This window comes from Promicromonospora sp. NPDC059942, assembly GCF_042731755.1.
In the GTDB taxonomy this organism is placed as follows: domain Bacteria; phylum Actinomycetota; class Actinomycetes; order Actinomycetales; family Cellulomonadaceae; genus Promicromonospora.
In genome coordinates this window covers 109,104-126,872 of sequence record NZ_JBHWLR010000015.1, presented here as the reverse complement: position 1 = coordinate 126,872, position 17,769 = coordinate 109,104, and the positions used below count along the sequence as shown (strand labels likewise).

The window sequence follows — 17,769 nt, the reverse complement described above, 5'->3', positions numbered from 1 at the left end:
CGCCACCGACTCCTGGTCCGGAGCGGCCCGTCTCGGTAAAGACGAAGGGCCTGGACGCGATCAGCGTCCCAGGCCCTGGCTCCGGGTGGAAGGTTGGTCAGGCGTACGCCCGCCGAGCTCCACCAGGAGCCGACGTAAAGCGCCAATACCAACGGATGTCCACGGCCAAAACGGTAGCCCCACCCCCGGCGACTGTCTACCGGATCCCAGGATGCGGTCGATCACACCCGGGCGTAGCGCTCCACGAACGCGCGCAGCACGCGGAGCGGCTCGGTGACCGATACCGCGAGGCAGCGCTCCCGCACCGCCTCCGCCTCCTCGGGCGGGAAGTAGCCGTAGTCGCGGTAGACCGCGATCCGCTGGTCGATGCCCGGGCCGTCGAGCTCGGGGTGGAACTGCGTGGCGTACAGGTTCTGCTTGACCCGGAACATCTGGACCGGGCAGCCGGCCGACGACGCGAGCAGCACCGCGTGGTCGGGCAGCTTGCGCACCGCCTCCTTGTGGCCGACGTACGCCGCGAAGGACTGCGGGAGCCCGGCCAGCAGCGGGTCGTCCGCCGCGTCCGGGGTGAGCTCGATGGTCACGGGCCCCACCGGCTCGGCGTAGGTCGCGTCGATCACCGCGCCCTGGTGCGCCCCGAGCGTGCCGACGCCGTAGCAGGCGCCCAGGAACGGGAAGTCGCGCGCCACGACCTCGTCGAGCAGCCCGGACAGCTCGGCCTCGACCCGCCGCTGCGCGGGACCCTTCGTCTCCTCGGGGTCCGAGGAGTTGAAGGGTCCCCCGCCAACGAGGACGCCCGAGTAGTCGTCCAGGTCGATCGGCGGCAGCGGCTCGCGCTCGAGGCGGACCCGGTGCAGCTGCTCCGGTTCGAGGCCTCCGTACCGGAGGAACGCCTCGTGCTCACCGTCTGCGGCGAGGTCCTCCGCACGCGTCGCGAGCAGCAGAAACGGCTTCATGACACGAGCGTAGGGGACCCCTGACCAGGGGTCACGTCCAGCGGAAGAGCTTGACGCCGAGGGGGAAGAGCACCACGGTCCAGCCGACCAGGACGAGCACCTGGGCGAGCGGGAAGCCGTCCGTCCCGAACCAGCCGACGGTGAGCCCCTGGGCCGCGGCGCCGAGCGGCAGGTAGAGGCCGATCGTCTCCATCCAGTCCGGCATGACGGACAGCGGGACCCACACCCCGGAGAACATCAGGGACGGGAAGTAGAGCAGCATGCCCAGCCCGGACGCCGTCGCGCCCTTCTCGGCCCGCGCCGCGACGAGCAGCCCGAGCGAGAACATGGCGGTCGTCGACAGCACCAGGACGAGCAGCACCGTCAGCGGGTCGGCCGCGAACGGGACCCCCAGCACGACCATGCTGCCGACGACGGCCGCGCTCGTGGACACGATGAGTGCCAGCACGTTGATCACCAGGTGCGCGCCGATCAGGTTCTGCGGCGGCATCGGGGTGGTCGACAGGCGCTTGAGGATGCCCTTCTCGCGGAAGGTCGCGAACTGCACCGGCATGGTGGTCAGCGCGATGGTCCCCACCGCGAGCGCGATGATGGTGGGCAGGTAGCTGGTGACGCCCGGCGCCTCGTTCCAGGGCGGCGGCGCGTCGGTCATCGGCTTCGAGAAGTCGGGGATGGCCAGCCCGAGGCCGAGCAGCAGCAGGCTGGGGAAGACGAGCGCGAAGAAGACGCCGGTCGGCTCCCGCAGCCACACCCTGAGCTCGGTCGCGAACAGCGTGCCGAAGCCCCTGGCCCGCAGGCCCCGCGGGACGACGGCGGTCTGGACGGCGGTCATGCCGCCACCTCCTCGTTCTCCTCTGCCCGGTACGCACGACCGGTGACCTGCACGAACACGTCCTCCAGGGTGCGTTCGACGGTCCGCACGTCGTCCGGGACGACATCGGCGGCCGCGAGCGCCTGCACGACGGCGAACAGCACCTTGCGGGTGCCGGTCACCTCGATCTCGTCCCCGGCGGGGACGACGCCGGCGACGTCGGCGTCCCGCTCGGAGAGGGCGGTGAGCAGCAGGGCCGCGCGGTCGCGGGCGGCGTCGTCCGCGAACCGGAGCCGGACGCCGCGGTGGCCCTCGAGCCCCTCGATGAGGGCGGCCGGGGTGCCCTCGGCGACGACGCGGCCGGCGTCGATCACGACGAGCCGGTCGCAGAGCCGCTCGGCCTCGTCCATGAAGTGGGTGACGAGCAGCACGGTCACGCCGGAGTCGCGCACGCGTTCGACGAGGTCCCAGGTGGCGCGCCGGGCGGCGGGGTCGAGACCGGTGGTGAGCTCGTCGAGGATGGCGACCTGGGGCCTGCCCACGAGGGCCAGGGCGATGGAGAGCCGCTGCTTCTGCCCGCCGGACAGCTTGCCGAACTGCTGGTCGCGCTGCGCGGTCAGGTCGAGCAGATCGAGGAGCTCCGCGGAGTCCGCGCGCTGTGGGTAGAAGGAGCCGAAGACGTCGAGCGCCTCGCCGACGGTGATCTTGTCGTGCAGGGCGGCCTCCTGGAGCTGCACGCCCACGTGCTCGCGTACCGCGGCCGGGTCGGCCTGGGGGTCGTGGCCGAGGATCCGGACGGTTCCGCCGTCGGCGTGCCGCAGCCCGGCGACGCACTCGACGGTGGTGGTCTTGCCGGCGCCGTTGGGGCCGAGGATCCCGAAGATCTCGCCGCGGGCGACCTGGAAGGACACGTCGGCGACGGCGGTCTTGGGGGCGGCGCCGCGACCGGCGCCGGGATAGGCCTTTCTGAGGTGGCTGACTTCGACGACTGGGGACGTCATGGTCACACTCTTTCTGGGTCGGGTCGGGTCGGGTCCGGTCGGGTCGGGCGGGTTCGGATCGGGTCGGTTCAGGCGGCGCGCACGGGCGCCGTGCGCAACAGGGCGCGGAGCACGACGGCGGCGATGACGGCGGCGAGCGCCGCCCCGCCGAGTCCGATCAGCAGCGTCGCGAGGCCCTCGGACGGGGGCACCTCCGCGTGCTCGATGTCGGGCACGAACTGGATGTTGGCGATCGTGCCGATCACGCCGCTGCGGGTCGCGAGGTCGGCGAGCACGGCGGGCAGGGCCAGCGGGACGATCAGGAGCGTCCCCCAGGCGCCGGTGTGCGTGAAGCCGAGGCCGATGCACGCGCCGACGAGGATGTAGGTGGTGAGCACGAGGGCCTCGGCGACCGTGCTGCCGAGCACCGTGAGGGGCGAGTCGAAGGGCAGTGCCCCGAGCCGGCGCCAGGTCATCCCGAGCGACGTGCTGAGCAGGCGCTCGCCCAGCAGGGCGAGGGTGGTCACGACGCCGAAGCCCGCGCCGACGACGACGGCGCCGCGCACCACGCCCTCGGCCAGGGACCGGCGGCTGCCGCCGGCGGCCACGTGCAGCGTGAGGATGCCGGAGGACGCGAGGACGCCGAGCGCGATCATCGGCCAGCGGGCGGCGCCGAGGGTCACGTCGAGCGCGCTGATCTCCAGGTCGTTGCCGGCCAGGGCGTTGCCGACGGTGAGCCCGACGGCGTAGAGCGCGTAGACGCCCCAGAACCAGATCCCGACGGTGACGCCGGATCCGCGGAGCCGCCGGGCCACGGCCGCGACGCCGCGCAGGTGCCCGGCCCGGGTCAGCTCGTTGCGGCTCATCGTGCTCTCCTCGATGGTCGGTGTTGTCATGGTCGTGCCCCTCAGACGGAAGGTCGCAGCGGGACGGAGCGCAGCGGCGTGCCGAACAGCCAGGCCGCCAGCGCGACGGCGACCGCGCCGCCCGCCAGGCCGAGCAGCACGCCGGCCCCGCCGTCGGGCAGGTTCTGCGGGCCCGCGATCAGGGCGGTGACGCCCGTGTGCGTGGCCAGGTCGACGAGCGCCGCCGGGACGAGCGCGGCGAGGACGTAGAGCGAGCCCCGCACCCCGCCGAGGCGGTAGTAGCCGGCCGAGATCGCGGCGCCCACCAGGTAGTACGTGGCCGCGACGAGCGACTCGGCGACGAACGTCAGGGCGATGCCCCCGTAGCCGTCGACCGGCAGCCCGAACTCACGTGCCCAGGTCAGGTCCAGTGCGGCGAACAGCGCGCGCTCGGCGACCAGGTAGAGCGCGGTCACCGCCCCGATCAGCAGCCCGCTGACGAGGGCGCCCTGGAGGGTCCCGGTCGTCATGGACCTGCGCGTGCCGCCGGCGGCGACGTGCAGCCGGAGGTACGCGGCGGGGACGATGATGCCGAGCACCAGCACGAACCAGCGGGACGAGCCGCCCATCTGGGCGTCGACGATGCCCTGGTCCAGGTCCCCGCCGTACCGGGCGTTACCCAGGATGACCGCGAGGGCCACGACGGCGAAGATCGCCCAGTACCACCCGCCGATCGTGCTGACGACGCGCAGGGTCATGCCGGCCGCGCGGCGGGCGCCGCGCCGCTCGGCCTCGCGGACCAGCGTGTCCCGCCCGGGGCTCGTCACGGCCGACGTGGTGGCGCTCATGATCGCCCCGGGCCGGTCAGGCGGACGAAGAGGTCCTGCACCGGGACGGAACCGACCTCGACGCCCGCACCGCGGGCGGCGGCCAGCTCGTCGTCGTCCAGCGCGCCCTCCAGCGTGACCTGCACGGTCGCGCCGAGCTGCTGACGGTGCAGCACCCGGCGCTCCCCCGCGACCCGCTCGACGGCGTCCTTGGAGCCCGTGAGGCTGAACCCGCGCGCCCGCATCTGGTCGGCGGGCTCGGCCAGTAGCACCCGGCCCCGGTCGATGACCACGACGTCCTCGAACAGCCGCTCGACCTCCTCGACCAGGTGGCTGGACAGGAGGATCGTGCGCGGGTGCTCGGCGTAGTCGGCGAGGAGCTCGTCGTAGAACGCGTACCGCGTGGGCGCGTCCATGCCGAGGTACACCTCGTCGAAGATGGTCAGCGGCGCGCGCGTGGCCAGGCCGATCGTGGCGCCGACCGCCGAGCGCTTGCCGCGCGACAGGGCCGACGGGTGCTTGCGGACGTCTACCTCGAACAGGTCGAGGAGGCGTTCCGCCGTCTCCGCGCTCCAGTCCGGCCGCATGTCGGCGTAGTACTTGAGCGAGGTGGAGACCTTCTCGTCGGTCATCAGGTCGCCGCTCTCGCGGACGAGCTGCGTGCCGGAGGTGATCCACGGGTTCTCCCACGGGTCCTCCTCCTCGCCCTCCGGCCCGACGCGGACGGTGCCGCTGGTGGGGCGGGTGAACGCCGCCAGCAGCGAGAGCATCGTCGTCTTGCCGGCGCCGTTGCGGCCGAGCACGCCGGTGATGACCCCGGGGCGGATCGCGAGCGTGGCGCCGTCGAGCGCCGTGCTGGCCTCGTCCCGGATCAGGGTGCCGTTCTGCAGCACCCGGTGGCTCCTGCCGAAGTGGACGACGACGTCGTCCAGGCGGGCACCGAACGGTGCGGTGGTCGTCATGACTCCTCCGTCTGTCGCTTGCCGGCGCCCAGGACGTAGGCGACGACGTCTTCGGTCGGGATGCCGAGGATGTCCGCCTGCTGGAGCGCAGGGGCCAGGACCTCCTCGAAGTAGCGCTTGCGATGGTCCGCGAGCAGGCGCTCCCTGGCCTGGGGCGCGACGAACATTCCGAGGCCACGGCGCTTGTAGAGCACGCCCTCCTCGACCAGACCGGCGAACGCCTTCTGGGCGGTGGCCGGGTTGATGCGGAACGTCGTCGCGAACTGTGTGGTGGACATGACCTGTTCCTCCTCCTTCAGCTCACCGGCGAGTACCTGCGCGCGGATCATCTGCGCGATCTGGATGTAGATCGGCTCGGGCCCGTCGAACACCGGCTCACCCCCTCCGTTGGTTCATTACTTGACTAATGAACCATAGATGCAGGAGTCGGCGCAAGCATCTCGGGGAAACTCGTGCGAAGAAGATTCGTACGAAGACAGAGAGGGGCGGGACGGACAAGTAGTCCGTCCCGCCCCTCGGCGGCGCTGCGGCGGGCTCTACGTGTCGGCCGCCTCCGCGGCATCGAGCACCGCGAGCTCCGCCAGGTCGTTCGCGATGAGCTCCGCGATCTGGATGGTGTTCAGGGCCGCCCCCTTGCGGAGGTTGTCGTTGCTGACGAACAGGACGAGGCCGCGGCCGTCCGGCACGGACTGGTCCTGCCGGATCCGGCCCACCAGGGACGGGTCGACGCCGGCCGCCGCGAGCGGCGTCGGGACGTCGGCGAGCTGGACGCCCGGGGCGTCGGCCAGCAGCTTGCGGGCCTCGTCCGGGGTGATGGGCCGGGCGAACTCGGCGTGGACCGACAGCGAGTGCCCCGTGAACACGGGCACGCGCACGCAGGTGCCGGCGACGGCCAGGTCGGGCAGGCCCAGGATCTTGCGGGACTCGTTGCGGAGCTTCTGCTCCTCGTCGGTCTCGCCCGAGCCGCCGTCGACCAGGTTGCCGGCCAGCGGCAGCACGTTGAACGCGATCGGCGCCGCGTAGATCGTGGGGTCGGGCAGGTCGACGGACCCGCCGTCGTGCACCAGCCCCTCGATCTCCTGCCCGACGGCGGCCCGCACCTGCCCGGCGAGCTCGGCCACGCCGGCCAGCCCGGAGCCGGACACGGCCTGGTACGTCGCGACGCGCAGCCGCTCCAGCCCGGCCGCCTGCGCCAGGGGCGAGAGCACCGGCATCGCGGCCATCGTGGTGCAGTTCGGATTGGCCACGATGCCCTTGACGGCGTCCCCGATCGCGTCGGGGTTCACCTCGGAGACCACCAGCGGCACCTCGGGGTCGCGCCGCCAGGCCGACGAGTTGTCGACCACCAGCGCGCCCGCGTCCGCGAACCGCGGCGCGTGCTCGCGCGACGTCCCGCCGCCGGCGGAGAAGAGCGCGATGTCGATGTCGGCGAGATCCTCGGTCGACGTCGCGGCGACGTCCTCGACGGGCACGTCCACGCCCGCGAACGGGAGGGTGGTGCCCGCCGAGCGGGCCGAGGCGAAGAACCGGATCGCCGCCACGGGGAACTCCCGCTCCTCCAGCAGGCGGCGCATGACGGCGCCCACCTGGCCGGTGGCGCCGACGACAGCGACGTTGACGCCCTGATCGGAGATGGCAACCATGTCAGCGCCCCGTTCCCGCGTAGACGACGGCCTCGCCGTCGGACGCGTCGAGCTCGAACGCGGTGTGCACAGCGCGCACCGCGTCGTCCAGCGAGTCCGCGCGGGTCACCACGGAGATCCGGATCTCCGAGGTGGAGATCATCTCGATGTTGATGCCCGCGTCGCGCAGCGCGCCGAACAGCCGCGCCGAGACGCCCGGGTGCGACTTCATGCCGGCGCCCACGAGCGACAGCTTGCCGATCTGGTCGTCGAACTGCAGCGAGTCGAAGGCCAGCTCGCCCTGCACGGCGGTCAGCGCGGCCATGGTGGCGGGGCCGTCGCCGTCGGGCAGCGTGAACGAGATGTCGGTCAGGCCCGTGGCCGCGGCCGACACGTTCTGCACGATCATGTCGATGTTGGCGCCGGCGCCGGCGACCACCTCGAAGATGCGGGCGGCCATGCCGGGCACGTCCGGCACACCGATCACGGTGATCTTGGACTCGGAGCGGTCGTGCGCGACACCGGAGATGATCGGGGCTTCCATGGCGTTCTCCTTCGACTTCTCGGCCGCGACCACGCGCGTGCCGTCGTGGGCGCTGAACGAGCTGCGCACGTGCACCGGCACGCCGTAGCGACGCGCGTACTCCACGCTGCGCAGCGCCAGCACCTTGGCGCCGCAGGCTGCGAGCTCCAGCATCTCCTCGTAGGAGACCTGGTCGATCTTCCGGGCGGCGGGGACGATGCGCGGGTCGGCCGTGAACACGCCGTCCACGTCGGTGTAGATCTCGCAGACGTCGGCGTTCAGGCCGGCGGCGAGCGCCACCGCGGTGGTGTCGGAGCCGCCGCGGCCGAGGGTGGTGACGTCGTTCGTCGCCTGCGTGACGCCCTGGAAGCCGGCCACGATCGCGACCTGGCCCCGGTTCAGGGTCTCGCGGATGCGGTGCGGCACGACGTCGACGATCCGCGCCCGCCCGTGCACGGCGTCCGTGATGACGCCGGCCTGCTGGCCCGTGTAGGACTTGGCCTTCACGCCCAGGTTGGTGATCGCCATCGCGAGCAGCGACATGGAGATGCGCTCGCCCGCGGTGAGGAGGATGTCGAGCTCGCGCTGGGGCGGGAGCGGGGTGATCTGCTGGGCGAGGTCGAGGAGCTCGTCGGTGGTGTCGCCCATGGCGCTCACCACCACGACCACGTCGTTGCCCGCTCGCTTCGCCTCGGCGATCCGCTTCGCGACGCGCTTCACGCTGCGCGCGTCCCCGACCGAGGATCCGCCGTACTTCTGCACGACAAGTGCCATGCGCCTGCCTTCCGTTGCCGGCCTCCGTCTGTCTCAACGGCCCGCCGGGTGGTTGGGTTTGCGGATCGATGGTACGACGGCGGGCATCTCGGACGCCGTGCCGGTTCACCGTGCGGGACGGCGCCGTCCTAGCCTGCGAAGACGTCCCAGGCGAGGCGGGCGATCAGAGCCCCCACCACCACGACGAAGATCACGCGGACGAACTTCGAGCCCTTCGCCACCGCCATCCGGGCGCCGACGTAGGCGCCGATGATGTTGGCCACGCCCATCCCCAGGCCGAGGGCCCAGATCACGGCGCCGCTCGGGACGAAGAAGAGCAGCGCACCCAGGTTGGTCGCGAAGTTCACGATCTTGGCGATGGCCGACGCCGGGAGGAACGAGTACCCGAGGAAGCTCACCAGGCTGATCACCAGGAACGTGCCGGTGCCGGGGCCGAGCAGCCCGTCGTACGCGCCGATCAGCAGGCCGATCAGGGCCGCGATGCGCCGGTGCCCGTTGCCGACCCACTTCAGGTCGTCGTGCTGCCCGACGTTCGGCTTGAGCAGGGTCCAGGCCAGCACGCCGACGAGCACCACGAGGATGATCGGCTTGAAGAGCTGGGCGGGGATGTGCGACGCCCCGACCGCGCCGCCGAACGCGCCCACCAGGGCCGCGAGCGCCATCGGCCCCGCGGTGCGCAGGTCGGGCTGGACGCGCCGGTAGTAGGTGAGGGCGCTGGTGGAGGTGCCCATGATGCTGGCGAGCTTGTTGGTCGCCAGGGCCTGCACGGGGCTGATCCCGGGGACGAGCAGCAGCGCGGGGAGCTGGATCAGCCCGCCCCCGCCGACCACGGCGTCGACCCACCCGGCGGCGAGGCCGGCGAGCAGGAGGAGGGCGATGGTCGTCAGATCTAGTTCGGGCACCCGTGCATTGTGCGTGAACCTCGCGCTTCACCCGGCCTCGTCTCGCGCTCGCATGTCGGTGCCGCCCCGTAGGCTGACCTCTTGTGTACGAAGGCGCGGTCCAAGACCTGATCGACGAGCTCGGCCGGCTTCCCGGCGTCGGGCCCAAGAGCGCGCAGCGCATCGCGTTCCACCTGCTGGCCACGGACAACCACGAGGTCAAGCGGCTGGTCGACGCCCTCACCGAGGTGAAGCTGCGCGTGCGGTTCTGCGAGTTGTGCGGCAACGTGGCCGAGGCCGAGCGGTGCCGCATCTGCCTCGACCCGCGGCGCAGCGACGACGTGATCTGCGTCGTGGAGGAGCCCAAGGACGTCGTCGCCATCGAGCGCACCCGGGAGTTCCGCGGGCGCTACCACGTGCTCGGCGGGGCCATCAATCCCATCGAGAACGTGGGCCCGGACGACCTGCGGATCAGCGAGCTGCTGGCCCGCCTCGCGGACGGGACGGTGCAGGAGGTCATCCTCGCCACCGACCCCAACGTCGAGGGAGAGGCCACGGCGACCTATCTTTCCCGACTGATGGCCCACATGGGAATCACTGTCTCGCGGCTGGCCTCGGGTCTGCCCGTGGGTGGAGACTTGGAGTACGCGGACGAGGTGACGCTCGGTCGTGCGTTCGAAGGCCGCCGTGTCATCGGCAACGACAAGTAGGTGGGGATCACGATGAGCGAGATCACGCCCGGGTCGGACCTCCGAGAGGTCGCAGACCAGGTGTCCGTACAGGCACGGACGTTCCTGTCGACGGTGACCCAGGTCGCCTCCGGCGCGATGCCCGGGGCGGAGCTCTCGCTGCTCGTGCTGGCGACGTCCGACCTGCTGGCCGCAGGCGCGCGGCTCGCCGCGATCGTGGACGTGGTGCCCAAGGAGCGCTACGAGCCCGACGCCGGCCCCGACACCGACCTCGACCCGCTGCGCGAGGCCCTGTCCAAGATGTTCGACGGGTTCGACGACTACACCGAGGTGGTGGACCCCGTGCTCGGCGAGGACGTCGGGTCGGCGTCGCTGTCGGGCGACCTCGCGTGCGTCGCCGAGGCCCTGGCCAAGGGGCTCCAGCACTTCGACAGCGGCCACGAGCTCGAGGCCCTGTGGTGGTGGCAGTTCTCGTACTTCTCGCTGTGGGGCGAGCGCGCGGCCTCCGCGCTGCGCGTGCTCCAGGTGCTGCTGGCGCACCTGCGCCTGGACGTGGAGGACGACGTCGCCGCCGAGGCGGAGTACGACGCCCTCCACTCCTGACGGTCAGGCGACGCGGGTGCCCTGCGGGAGCTGCGCCGTCGGGACCCGCAGGCGGTTGACCGCCACGATCACGCCGGCCGCGCCGAGCAGCAGGTCGAACCCGAGCCCCCACGGCCAGACGAGCTGGTCCGTGACCTTGACGGGCTCCACGGGCGACTCGGCCTGCGGGCCGCCGTCCATGTAGACCCCGGAGCACCAGTCCTGCGGCCCGGTGTCGCCCGTCCGGGCGTACCGGACGCCGTACTGCAGCAGCGCGAGCACGTTGCCGTCCTCGGAGAGCGCCTCCGGGTCGCCGAGCGGCTGCGCGTCCGCGACCACCACGAACGGGTTGGGGGCCAGCAGCCACCACGTGCGCTCGCTGTGCCACACGTCGACCTCCTGGGTCTGCCACTCGCACTCGGGCGCGGTGGTCTCCTCCCAGGTGTACCCGGCCTCGACGCCCCACACCCGCACGTTCTCGGTGGTGGTCGTCGCGGGGACGAGCAGGCCGAACATGATGGGCAGCACCGCGGTGATGCCGCCCACCGTGAGGTAGGTGAGCACGGCCGACCCCGACGTCTTGGAGACCACGGCCGAGAAGCCCAGCCCGATGGCGCACACGACACCGAGCACGAGCGCCAGCATGAGCACCGTGGTGAGCAGCGCGAGCCAGGACACGCCGCCGCCGACCAGCGCCCACACCAGGAACGGGATGCTCGCCACCAGGAAGGCGAGCGCCGCGATCCAGGCAGCGGCGAGCTTGCCGAGCACGATCTCCGCGGGCGTCAGCAGCGTGACCTGCAGGGTCGCGAGCGTTCCCGCGTTCCGGTCACCGTTGATCGCGCCCGACGACAGGGTCGGCGCCACCAGCAGGCCGAGGAACAGGACGAAGCCGACGACGATGCTGTAGACCATCCCGCCGAACGTCTCGTCGGTGCTCTCGCCCGAGATGATGGCGAACGCGCCGGTGGTCAGCATCGTGATCACGCCGACCACGACGAACCACACGATCAGCGCGGTCTTCCACCGCGTGGAGCGCACGCGCTGGCGCAGCTCCAGCACCGTGACGGTGCGCAGGCCGTGCCAGGACAGGGACCAGGTGCCGCGCCCGGCGGGCTCGCCGCCGTGGGCCGACGCCGGCTCGGTCACTTCCACGTCAACGCTCATCGCCGCTCCTCCTCAAGGGCCAGGTAGGCCTGCTCCAGCACGCCGCCCGCGGGGGCGAGGCTCGACACGTCGACGCCGGCCTCGACCGCGGACCGCAGCAGCGCCGCGGCCGCGGCGTCGCCCGCCAGCTCGACGAGCACGGCGGGGCCGTCGGGCTCCCGGCGGTAGGCCGGGCCGTCCTGGTCCAGCCAGGCCGTGAGCGCCTCCGGGTCCAGCGCGGTCAGGCGCCACTCGCGCGGCCGGTCGCCGTCGGCCACCGACTGCGTGGCGACCGTGCGCCCGCGCGAGATGAACACGGCGTCGTCGGCCATCTCGTCGAGCTCGGTGAGCACGTGCGAGGAGACCAGCACCGTCTTGCCCTCGGCCGCCAGCCGGCGCACGAGCACACGCAGGTCCACGCGGGAGCGCGGGTCCAGCCCGGAGGCGGGCTCGTCCAGCAGCAGGACGGCGGGGTCGTGCACCAGGGCACGGGCCAGGCCGAGGCGCTGCTTCTGGCCGCGGGACAGGACGTGCGCGGGCTGGTCGGCGAGCTCCGACAGGTGCACCAGCTCCAGCAGCTCGCCGGCGCGGGCCTGGCCGGCCGCTGCGTCCATCCGGTACGCCGCCGCGACCGTCGTCAGCACCTCGCGCGCGGTCAGCGAGTCCCACGTGCCGAACACGTCGGGCATCCAGCCGGTGCGCGAGCGCGCGGCGTAGTTCTGGGTCACCGGGTCCGCCCCGGCGATGCTGATCGTGCCCGCGTCGGGCGTCAGCAGCCCCGCGAGCATCAGCAGGAGGGTCGTCTTGCCCGACCCGTTGGGACCGATGAGCGCCGTGACGCGGCCCGGTGCGGCGACCAGGTCGACGTCGGCCACGGCGTGGACCGGCCCGAACGAACGCCGCACGCCCTGCGCGCGGATACCACCGTCTGGTGTCATGCGGGGACAGTAGCGTGAGTCGCCCACACCGGCCGTCGACCCCCGGGATGAACCGGGCGTACGACCAGGGGATGACGTCGCAGGTCAGACGCGGCGCGCCGTGCCCTTCACGGCCAGCAGCCCACGCTCGCCGAAGGCCACGTTCTGGTCGATCGTCACCACCACGTCGTCGCCGGAGAACCGCAGCTCCAGGCGCCACTCGAACGGGGTGCCGAGGAAGACCATCCGGCCGCGCAGCGTCGACTCGTCGGCCCAGGCGGCCGCGGTCGCGACGTCGGCCGGGGTGCCCAGGAGCGAGCCGCTCCCCGATACCCAGGCTTCGTGCCCGAACGACACGGCGTGGTCCAGCCCGCCGACGGTGAACGTGATCTCGGTCCGGTCGTCCGCGGCGCGGCGCACGGCGAGCGCGGTGATGTCCCGCTCGTTCGGCTCCAGCGCGTAGGTGGCGCCGCTCTCCGCGAGCGGGGACGACGCCGCGCCGGCCGGCGTCGGCAGAGCCTGCTCGAACGGGGCTGCCTCCGCGTCCGGCGTCGCGGCCGGGGCGACCCAGGCGGCGTCGGGCAGCAGGGTGTCCCAGACCACGTCCAGCACGGACTGCAGGTCGGAGAGGCCCGAGGTCATGGTGATGACCAGGTCCTTCTCCGGCCAGACGACGACGTACTGCCCGAACGCGCCGTCGGCCCGGTAGGCGCCGTGGCGGCACTGCCAGAACTGGTAGCCGTACCCCTGGTTCCAGTCGGGCCAGCCGTGCGGGCCGTTCGGGACCTGCGCGGAGGTCGCCGCCGCCACCCACTCCGCGGGCACGAGCTGCCGCCCCTGCCAGACGCCGCCCTGCAGGCAGAGCTGCCCGAACGCCGCCATCTCCTCGGTGGTGACGGACAGCCCGAAGCCGCCCACGTCGATGCCGTCGGGGTCCTGCTCCCACGTGGCGTGCGTGATGCCGAGCGGCTCCAGCAGGCGCGGCGTCAGGTAGTCGAGCAGCCGCTCGCCGGTGAGCCGGTGCAGGATCGCCGACAGCAGGTAGGTCGCGCCCGTGTTGTAGACGAAGTGCGTGCCCGGCTCGTGCTCCACGGGCTGCGCCAGGATCGCGCGCGCCCAGCCCGCGCCGGGCAGCGAGATGGTGCGGTCGATGCCCTCCATCGTCGAGGCGCTGTGGCCCGTCGTCATGGTCAGCAGGTCGCGCACGCGCAGGGCGCGCAGGTGCTCGCCCGGGTCGGCGGGGGCGTCGTCCGGCAGGAGGTCGACGACCCGGTCGTCCAGGGTCAGGAGCCCCTCGTGGACCGCGATGCCGACCGCCGTGGACGTGAAGCTCTTGCTCACCGAGAACATGACGTGCGGGCGGTCGGCCGTGTGCGGGTGCCACCAGGCCTCGCCGACCACGCTGCCGTGCCGCAGCACCATCACGCTGTGCACGTCCTCCAGGGCGTCCAGGCGGTCGACCAGACGGCGCAGCGCCGCGGGGTCGAGCCCCTCGGCCTCGGGGGTGGACCGGGGCAGGATCCGCGACATGCTGGAGCACGTCCTCTCGCTCGGCGACGCGCCATTGTCGCGGACCGGGCACGACGCCGGAAGCCCCGGCCCGGCATGCGATACGGCGGTCAGCCGACGGGCTGGGGAACGCCGCCGATCAGCCGCCGGAACACGTCGTCCGCGAGGGACCAGGCGCGGTCGCGGGCTCCGTCCGCGCGGGACGGTGCGGTGTCCGCCAGCGTCGCCTCTGCCAGCCGCAGCTCCGCCTCGACGAACTCCGGCAGCACGTCCGGCACCGCGATCGCGCCCATCTCCCGCGTGGCCGACTTGTGGCGGACCAGCTCGTCGACGGCCGCCCGGACGTCGGCGGGCACGGCGGAGCCCGCGACGAGCGCCGGCAGGTCCATCGGCGGCGTCGCCGCGCCCTCCCGCACGCGCATCCAGCGCAGCGCGACCGCCGGCCGCAGGGCGTAGAGGAACTTCTTGGCAGCGCCGGTCGACGCGTACAGGCCCAGGCTGTTCCTGCCGACGTGCAGGTAGTGGTTCCTCAGGGCGCGCCGGTCCGTGACGTCGTCCGACAGGGCCAGCAGCTCGTCGCGGACGGCGGCGTCACCGCGGTACACGATCGGCGAGCGCAGCCACTCCCCGACCGTCGCGTTGCCCTTGACCATCAGCCCGAGCGCCTTGCGCACGTCCCAGCCGTTGACGTCGAAGATCTTGTCCAGCGGCGTCTCGATCACGTCCCGGCGTGCGCGCAGACCCAGGTAGTCGTGGGCGCGGCGCACGTACAGGAACCGGCAGTCGTAGTCCGAGTCCGGGGACGGGAAGCCCCAGGCCCGGCTGCCGCTCTCGATCGCCCACAGGACGCGGACGCCGTACTGCTGCTCGACGTGGTCCAGGCGTGCGTCGACGGCCCGGACGACGTACGGGTCCATCGAGTCGGGGATGCTCCGCATGCCCGGACCGTAGCCGCCGGACGCAGCCTCAGTCGTGGTCTTTTCGCAGCCGTTCCCGGGCCTCCATCAGGGCGAAGCCCAGCAGGTTGAGGCCCCGCCAGCCCGCCGGGTTCTCGGCGTCCTCGTGGTGGGCGCCCATCCCGATGCCCCAGACGCGGTCGCGCGGGCTGGCCTCCACGAGCACCCGGGACCCGGTACCCACCAGGTACTCGCGCAGGCCCGGATGGGCGGCGAACTTGTGCTCGTTGCCGCGCACCACGATCTCGAAGCGCTCTCGCACCCACACCGCGTCGTCGAAGTCGCGGACCGTGCGCCCGGCGGCCTTCGCGAGCGCGGGGTTGGACGCGTCGACCGCAGCGCGCTCCGCCTCGGGGTCGTCGAACAGGCGCGCCTTCTGCGCCATCATCCAGTGCTCGGCCGTGCGGTACCGGACGCCGTCCACCTCGAACTCCGCCTCGAACCACTGGCTCAGGCTGCCCTTCCCTGCGGTCCCGCCCGGCTCCGGCTGGTGCCCCCAGAAGTGCAGGTACTTCGGTGTGGCCCCGGCCTCGACGAGCATGCGGAGCTCGTCGACGGTGCGGGCGGAGGCAGGTCGGAGCGTGGTGGGGTCAGGCATGCCGGGAAGTGTGCCAGGAGCCACTGACACGCCCCGCTACACCGTCCGCGCCGCGACCCTGACCGCCTGTTCCCGCATGGTCGCGGTGGTGAGCTCCACCCACCGCGCCACGACCAGCAGCTCGTCGGCGGAGAACTGCTCGGTCACGCGGCCCATGGCCTGCGCCATCTCGGCCACAGCCGCGTTCACCCGCGGCGACGCCGGTGCGGTGGCCTCGATCACGAGCCGGCGCCGGTCCGTCCCGTGCCGGGTGCGCCGGGCGTAGCCGGCGTTCTCCAGGCGGTCCACGAGCCCGGTGACCGCCCCGGCCGTGAGCCCGGTCCGGTCGGCGATCTCCCGCGCCGACATCGGCCCCTCACGCCGGATGACGCCCAGCGCCTTGTTGTCGGCGGCAGAGAGGCCCATGAGGGCGCCGAGCGCCTCGTGGAACATCACGACGGCGTCGCTCAGCTCGGTACCGAGCCGGGCCCCGGGATCGGTGGGTGTTGACATGAGCCCATTGTGCACCCCACCATATGATTCAGTTCACTAAATCATTTAGCGGAGCGAATGGAGTTGACGATGGTCACCGAAGCAAAGGCCACGAGGCCGGGCGCCTGGCGCGACGCCGTCGGGATCCTGGCCGAGGCCTGGCGGTTCTTCGCGCGCCACTACCCGGTCGTGTTCGCCTTCGGCGCCCTGGCCTCGGCGCAGCGCTTCCTCTCGGTGAGCGGCACGGTCGACTGGGCCGGAGGCGCGGGCGGCGAGATCTTCACGGCAGCGGCCCGCGTCGCGTTCATCGCCTGGGCGGTCGCGACGCTCCTCCGCGGCACCCACGCCGGGTGGTCGGACGCCAGGGCGCGGTGGTCGGCCTGGAACACGCGGAACTGGCCCACGGTCCTGGCGACGACGGGCCTGCTCCTGGCGTTCCTGCTCGTCTTCAAGGCCGTCCCGGACGCGCTCGCCGGGCGGGTCGGCGGCATCGACCGGGAGACCTGGCTGTCCTGGGAGCTGGCGATCAAGAACGTCACGGTGATCCCGTTCACCATGCTGTGGATGACGGTCCTCCTGGCGGTCCGCCCGCTCAGGCAGGCTCAGCCCGCGACGACCTCGACCTCGTAGCCGTCCTCGTTCTCCAGGTAGGCCGCGTAGTGGTCGGGGCCGCCGGCGTGGGGGTGCCTGTCGGGGAAGAGGAGCGCCCAGCCGTGCGCGGCCGCCTCCTCGACGAGCCGGTCCACCTCGCCGCGCGTGCCGCCGTGGAACGCGAGGTGATTGAGACCGGGCGCGAGGCGGTCGTGCGGGCCGGCACCCTGCGCCGGGCTGTGCTCGACGACGACGTAGGTGCCGTCCAGGATCCAGCTCACCCCGGCGGACCAGCGCTGGTGCTCGGTGTAGCCGAGCGTGGTCAGGAGCCAGCCCCAGGAGCGCTCGGCGCGGGCGAGGTCCGGGACCCAGAGCTCGACGTGGTGCAGGCGGCCGCGGGTCACGGGGCGGCCGCCGCGATGACGCGGGTGAGGCTGCGATGGAGCAGCCCGAGCTCCTCCGCGGACATGCCCAGGCGCTCCATGATGGCGGGCGGCACGCGCAGGGCCTGCTCGCGCAGCGCGCGACCCTCCTCGGTGAGCTCCACGGCGAGGGCGCGCTCGTCGCGCGGGTCCCGGCGCCGGCTCACGTAGCCGATCGCCTCGAGCCGCTTGAGCAGCGGGGACAAGGTGCCCGGGTCGAGCTGCAGCAGCCCGCTGAGCTGCTTGACCGACAGGGGCGACTGCTCCCACAGGGCGAGCATGACCAGGTACTGCGGGTGCGTGATGCCCATCGGTTCGAGCAGCGGCCGGTACAGCGCGATGACGCTGCGCGACGCGACGGCCAGGGCGAAGCACACCTGACGGTCCAGGGCCAGCAGGTCCTCGGGGTCGGGCGCGACGCCGGCATAGGACGTGACGGTCATGCGGCTCCTCTCGGATCTTGACCAGCGTAACAGTTGGTGTGCAAACTATTGGTACACCAATTAAACGGAGGCAGAACATGCGCAACCGCGACGGCCTGACCCTGGGCTACCGCGTCCTGTGGCGGCTCAACTGGCTGCTCCTGCACGTGGCGGGACCGGCCGAGCAGTCCGAGGACCGCGACCCGCGGCGCAGGCTGGAGCGCGAACGCGCCGAGAAGGTGGCCCGGTACCGGGCGCAGCACGCCGGGGACTGACAGCCCCGGA

General features: G+C 72.5%; 22 protein-coding genes. 4 read left to right on the top strand and 18 right to left on the bottom strand.

Annotated elements, in window-relative coordinates; all coding sequences use genetic code 11:
* Positions 1–221 precede the first annotated feature (221 nt).
* The 10 genes from ACFV9Q_RS22150 to ACFV9Q_RS22105 all read right to left on the bottom strand — a co-directional run bounded on the left by ACFV9Q_RS22150 (position 222) and on the right by ACFV9Q_RS22105 (position 9,202).
* The gene (locus ACFV9Q_RS22150; protein WP_377231954.1) at positions 222–956 is read right to left on the bottom strand and encodes a glutamine amidotransferase; all 735 of its coding nucleotides are present in this window, start codon (positions 954–956) and stop codon (positions 222–224) included.
* 31 nt (positions 957–987) lie between these two features.
* Complete coding sequence (locus tag ACFV9Q_RS22145) at positions 988–1,788, bottom strand: ABC transporter permease (RefSeq protein ID WP_377236184.1); 801 nt, start codon at positions 1,786–1,788, stop codon at positions 988–990.
* A complete protein-coding gene (locus ACFV9Q_RS22140; protein WP_377231956.1) occupies positions 1,785–2,768 on the bottom strand; it encodes an ABC transporter ATP-binding protein in 984 nt (327 codons plus the stop codon). The genes ACFV9Q_RS22145 and ACFV9Q_RS22140 overlap by 4 nt, the downstream gene beginning before the upstream one ends.
* Before the next feature lie 68 nt (positions 2,769–2,836).
* Complete coding sequence (locus tag ACFV9Q_RS22135; RefSeq protein WP_377231957.1) at positions 2,837–3,643, bottom strand: hypothetical protein; 807 nt, start codon at positions 3,641–3,643, stop codon at positions 2,837–2,839.
* Between the two features lie 11 nt (positions 3,644–3,654).
* Positions 3,655–4,440, bottom strand: coding sequence for a hypothetical protein (locus ACFV9Q_RS22130; protein ID WP_377236183.1), 786 nt, complete (start codon positions 4,438–4,440; stop codon positions 3,655–3,657).
* Positions 4,437–5,381, bottom strand: a complete 945-nt coding sequence (locus tag ACFV9Q_RS22125; protein WP_377236182.1) for an ATP-binding cassette domain-containing protein — start codon at positions 5,379–5,381, stop codon at positions 4,437–4,439. The genes ACFV9Q_RS22130 and ACFV9Q_RS22125 overlap by 4 nt, the downstream gene beginning before the upstream one ends.
* A complete protein-coding gene (locus ACFV9Q_RS22120) occupies positions 5,378–5,752 on the bottom strand; it encodes a GntR family transcriptional regulator (RefSeq protein WP_377231960.1) in 375 nt (124 codons plus the stop codon). Before ACFV9Q_RS22120 ends, ACFV9Q_RS22125 begins: the two co-directional genes overlap by 4 nt.
* A gap of 165 nt (positions 5,753–5,917) precedes the next feature.
* Positions 5,918–7,024 (bottom strand): aspartate-semialdehyde dehydrogenase, encoded by a 1,107-nt coding sequence (locus ACFV9Q_RS22115; RefSeq protein WP_377236181.1) that lies wholly within the window; start codon positions 7,022–7,024, stop codon positions 5,918–5,920.
* Between the two features lies 1 nt (position 7,025).
* Positions 7,026–8,300, bottom strand: coding sequence for an aspartate kinase (locus ACFV9Q_RS22110; RefSeq protein WP_377230644.1), 1,275 nt, complete (start codon positions 8,298–8,300; stop codon positions 7,026–7,028).
* 128 nt (positions 8,301–8,428) lie between these two features.
* Positions 8,429–9,202 carry a TSUP family transporter gene (locus tag ACFV9Q_RS22105; protein ID WP_377236180.1) on the bottom strand — a complete coding sequence of 258 codons (774 nt, stop codon included), beginning with the start codon at positions 9,200–9,202 and terminating at the stop codon, positions 8,429–8,431.
* A gap of 83 nt (positions 9,203–9,285) precedes the next feature.
* Between ACFV9Q_RS22105 and recR the strand changes: the two genes are divergently transcribed.
* Together recR and ACFV9Q_RS22095 are read left to right on the top strand one after the other, a co-directional pair.
* Positions 9,286–9,891 carry a recombination mediator RecR gene (gene recR / locus ACFV9Q_RS22100; RefSeq protein ID WP_377230642.1) on the top strand — a complete coding sequence of 202 codons (606 nt, stop codon included), beginning with the start codon at positions 9,286–9,288 and terminating at the stop codon, positions 9,889–9,891.
* A gap of 12 nt (positions 9,892–9,903) precedes the next feature.
* Positions 9,904–10,473 (top strand): DUF5063 domain-containing protein, encoded by a 570-nt coding sequence (locus ACFV9Q_RS22095; protein WP_377230641.1) that lies wholly within the window; start codon positions 9,904–9,906, stop codon positions 10,471–10,473.
* Positions 10,474–10,476: 3 nt separating this feature from the next.
* Here the strand turns inward: ACFV9Q_RS22095 and ACFV9Q_RS22090 are convergent, their stop codons facing one another.
* From ACFV9Q_RS22090 to ACFV9Q_RS22065, 6 genes are all read right to left on the bottom strand, one after another.
* Positions 10,477–11,619, bottom strand: a complete 1,143-nt coding sequence (locus tag ACFV9Q_RS22090) for an ABC transporter permease (protein WP_377236179.1) — start codon at positions 11,617–11,619, stop codon at positions 10,477–10,479.
* Positions 11,616–12,536 (bottom strand): ABC transporter ATP-binding protein, encoded by a 921-nt coding sequence (locus tag ACFV9Q_RS22085; RefSeq protein WP_377230639.1) that lies wholly within the window; start codon positions 12,534–12,536, stop codon positions 11,616–11,618. Before ACFV9Q_RS22085 ends, ACFV9Q_RS22090 begins: the two co-directional genes overlap by 4 nt.
* Positions 12,537–12,620: 84 nt before the next feature.
* Positions 12,621–14,045 carry a serine hydrolase domain-containing protein gene (locus tag ACFV9Q_RS22080; protein WP_377236178.1) on the bottom strand — a complete coding sequence of 475 codons (1,425 nt, stop codon included), beginning with the start codon at positions 14,043–14,045 and terminating at the stop codon, positions 12,621–12,623.
* Positions 14,046–14,134: 89 nt separating this feature from the next.
* On the bottom strand, positions 14,135–14,962 hold the full coding sequence (locus tag ACFV9Q_RS22075) for a DNA polymerase beta superfamily protein (RefSeq protein ID WP_377236177.1): 828 nt from the start codon (positions 14,960–14,962) through the stop codon (positions 14,135–14,137).
* A gap of 28 nt (positions 14,963–14,990) precedes the next feature.
* Positions 14,991–15,578, bottom strand: a complete 588-nt coding sequence (locus ACFV9Q_RS22070; protein WP_377236176.1) for an NADAR family protein — start codon at positions 15,576–15,578, stop codon at positions 14,991–14,993.
* 36 nt (positions 15,579–15,614) lie between these two features.
* Positions 15,615–16,070, bottom strand: a complete 456-nt coding sequence (locus ACFV9Q_RS22065; protein ID WP_377236175.1) for a MarR family winged helix-turn-helix transcriptional regulator — start codon at positions 16,068–16,070, stop codon at positions 15,615–15,617.
* A gap of 69 nt (positions 16,071–16,139) precedes the next feature.
* Here ACFV9Q_RS22065 and ACFV9Q_RS22060 point away from each other — a divergent pair, with 69 nt between their 5' ends.
* Positions 16,140–16,679 (top strand): hypothetical protein, encoded by a 540-nt coding sequence (locus ACFV9Q_RS22060; RefSeq protein WP_377236174.1) that lies wholly within the window; start codon positions 16,140–16,142, stop codon positions 16,677–16,679.
* Here the strand turns inward: ACFV9Q_RS22060 and ACFV9Q_RS22055 are convergent.
* Complete coding sequence (locus ACFV9Q_RS22055; protein ID WP_377236173.1) at positions 16,652–17,044, bottom strand: VOC family protein; 393 nt, start codon at positions 17,042–17,044, stop codon at positions 16,652–16,654. The two genes, ACFV9Q_RS22060 and ACFV9Q_RS22055, sit on opposite strands and share 28 nt — an antisense overlap.
* Positions 17,041–17,505 (bottom strand): MarR family winged helix-turn-helix transcriptional regulator, encoded by a 465-nt coding sequence (locus ACFV9Q_RS22050; RefSeq protein WP_377236172.1) that lies wholly within the window; start codon positions 17,503–17,505, stop codon positions 17,041–17,043. The genes ACFV9Q_RS22055 and ACFV9Q_RS22050 overlap by 4 nt, the downstream gene beginning before the upstream one ends.
* Positions 17,506–17,582: 77 nt before the next feature.
* Here ACFV9Q_RS22050 and ACFV9Q_RS22045 point away from each other — a divergent pair, with 77 nt between their 5' ends.
* On the top strand, positions 17,583–17,759 hold the full coding sequence (locus ACFV9Q_RS22045) for a hypothetical protein (protein ID WP_377230630.1): 177 nt from the start codon (positions 17,583–17,585) through the stop codon (positions 17,757–17,759).
* The last annotated feature ends 10 nt before the right edge of the window (positions 17,760–17,769 follow it).

What these genes read in the sequence shown, in the direction of transcription:
- ACFV9Q_RS22150 (WP_377231954.1), bottom strand. Translation starts at nt 956, where the DNA reads ATGAAGCCGTTTCTGCTGCTCGCGACGCGTGCGGAGGACCTCGCCGCA.
- ACFV9Q_RS22145 (WP_377236184.1), bottom strand. Translation starts at nt 1,788, where the DNA reads ATGACCGCCGTCCAGACCGCCGTCGTCCCGCGGGGCCTGCGGGCCAGG.
- ACFV9Q_RS22140 (WP_377231956.1), bottom strand. Translation starts at nt 2,768, where the DNA reads ATGACGTCCCCAGTCGTCGAAGTCAGCCACCTCAGAAAGGCCTATCCC.
- ACFV9Q_RS22135 (WP_377231957.1), bottom strand. Translation starts at nt 3,643, where the DNA reads ATGACAACACCGACCATCGAGGAGAGCACGATGAGCCGCAACGAGCTG.
- ACFV9Q_RS22130 (WP_377236183.1), bottom strand. Translation starts at nt 4,440, where the DNA reads ATGAGCGCCACCACGTCGGCCGTGACGAGCCCCGGGCGGGACACGCTG.
- ACFV9Q_RS22125 (WP_377236182.1), bottom strand. Translation starts at nt 5,381, where the DNA reads ATGACGACCACCGCACCGTTCGGTGCCCGCCTGGACGACGTCGTCGTC.
- ACFV9Q_RS22115 (WP_377236181.1), bottom strand. Translation starts at nt 7,024, where the DNA reads ATGGTTGCCATCTCCGATCAGGGCGTCAACGTCGCTGTCGTCGGCGCC.
- ACFV9Q_RS22110 (WP_377230644.1), bottom strand. Translation starts at nt 8,300, where the DNA reads ATGGCACTTGTCGTGCAGAAGTACGGCGGATCCTCGGTCGGGGACGCG.
- ACFV9Q_RS22095 (WP_377230641.1), top strand. Translation starts at nt 9,904, where the DNA reads ATGAGCGAGATCACGCCCGGGTCGGACCTCCGAGAGGTCGCAGACCAG.
- ACFV9Q_RS22090 (WP_377236179.1), bottom strand. Translation starts at nt 11,619, where the DNA reads ATGAGCGTTGACGTGGAAGTGACCGAGCCGGCGTCGGCCCACGGCGGC.
- ACFV9Q_RS22085 (WP_377230639.1), bottom strand. Translation starts at nt 12,536, where the DNA reads ATGACACCAGACGGTGGTATCCGCGCGCAGGGCGTGCGGCGTTCGTTC.
- ACFV9Q_RS22080 (WP_377236178.1), bottom strand. Translation starts at nt 14,045, where the DNA reads ATGTCGCGGATCCTGCCCCGGTCCACCCCCGAGGCCGAGGGGCTCGAC.
- ACFV9Q_RS22075 (WP_377236177.1), bottom strand. Translation starts at nt 14,962, where the DNA reads ATGCGGAGCATCCCCGACTCGATGGACCCGTACGTCGTCCGGGCCGTC.
- ACFV9Q_RS22070 (WP_377236176.1), bottom strand. Translation starts at nt 15,578, where the DNA reads ATGCCTGACCCCACCACGCTCCGACCTGCCTCCGCCCGCACCGTCGAC.
- ACFV9Q_RS22065 (WP_377236175.1), bottom strand. Translation starts at nt 16,070, where the DNA reads ATGTCAACACCCACCGATCCCGGGGCCCGGCTCGGTACCGAGCTGAGC.
- ACFV9Q_RS22060 (WP_377236174.1), top strand. Translation starts at nt 16,140, where the DNA reads ATGGTCACCGAAGCAAAGGCCACGAGGCCGGGCGCCTGGCGCGACGCC.
- ACFV9Q_RS22050 (WP_377236172.1), bottom strand. Translation starts at nt 17,505, where the DNA reads ATGACCGTCACGTCCTATGCCGGCGTCGCGCCCGACCCCGAGGACCTG.
- ACFV9Q_RS22045 (WP_377230630.1), top strand. Translation starts at nt 17,583, where the DNA reads ATGCGCAACCGCGACGGCCTGACCCTGGGCTACCGCGTCCTGTGGCGG.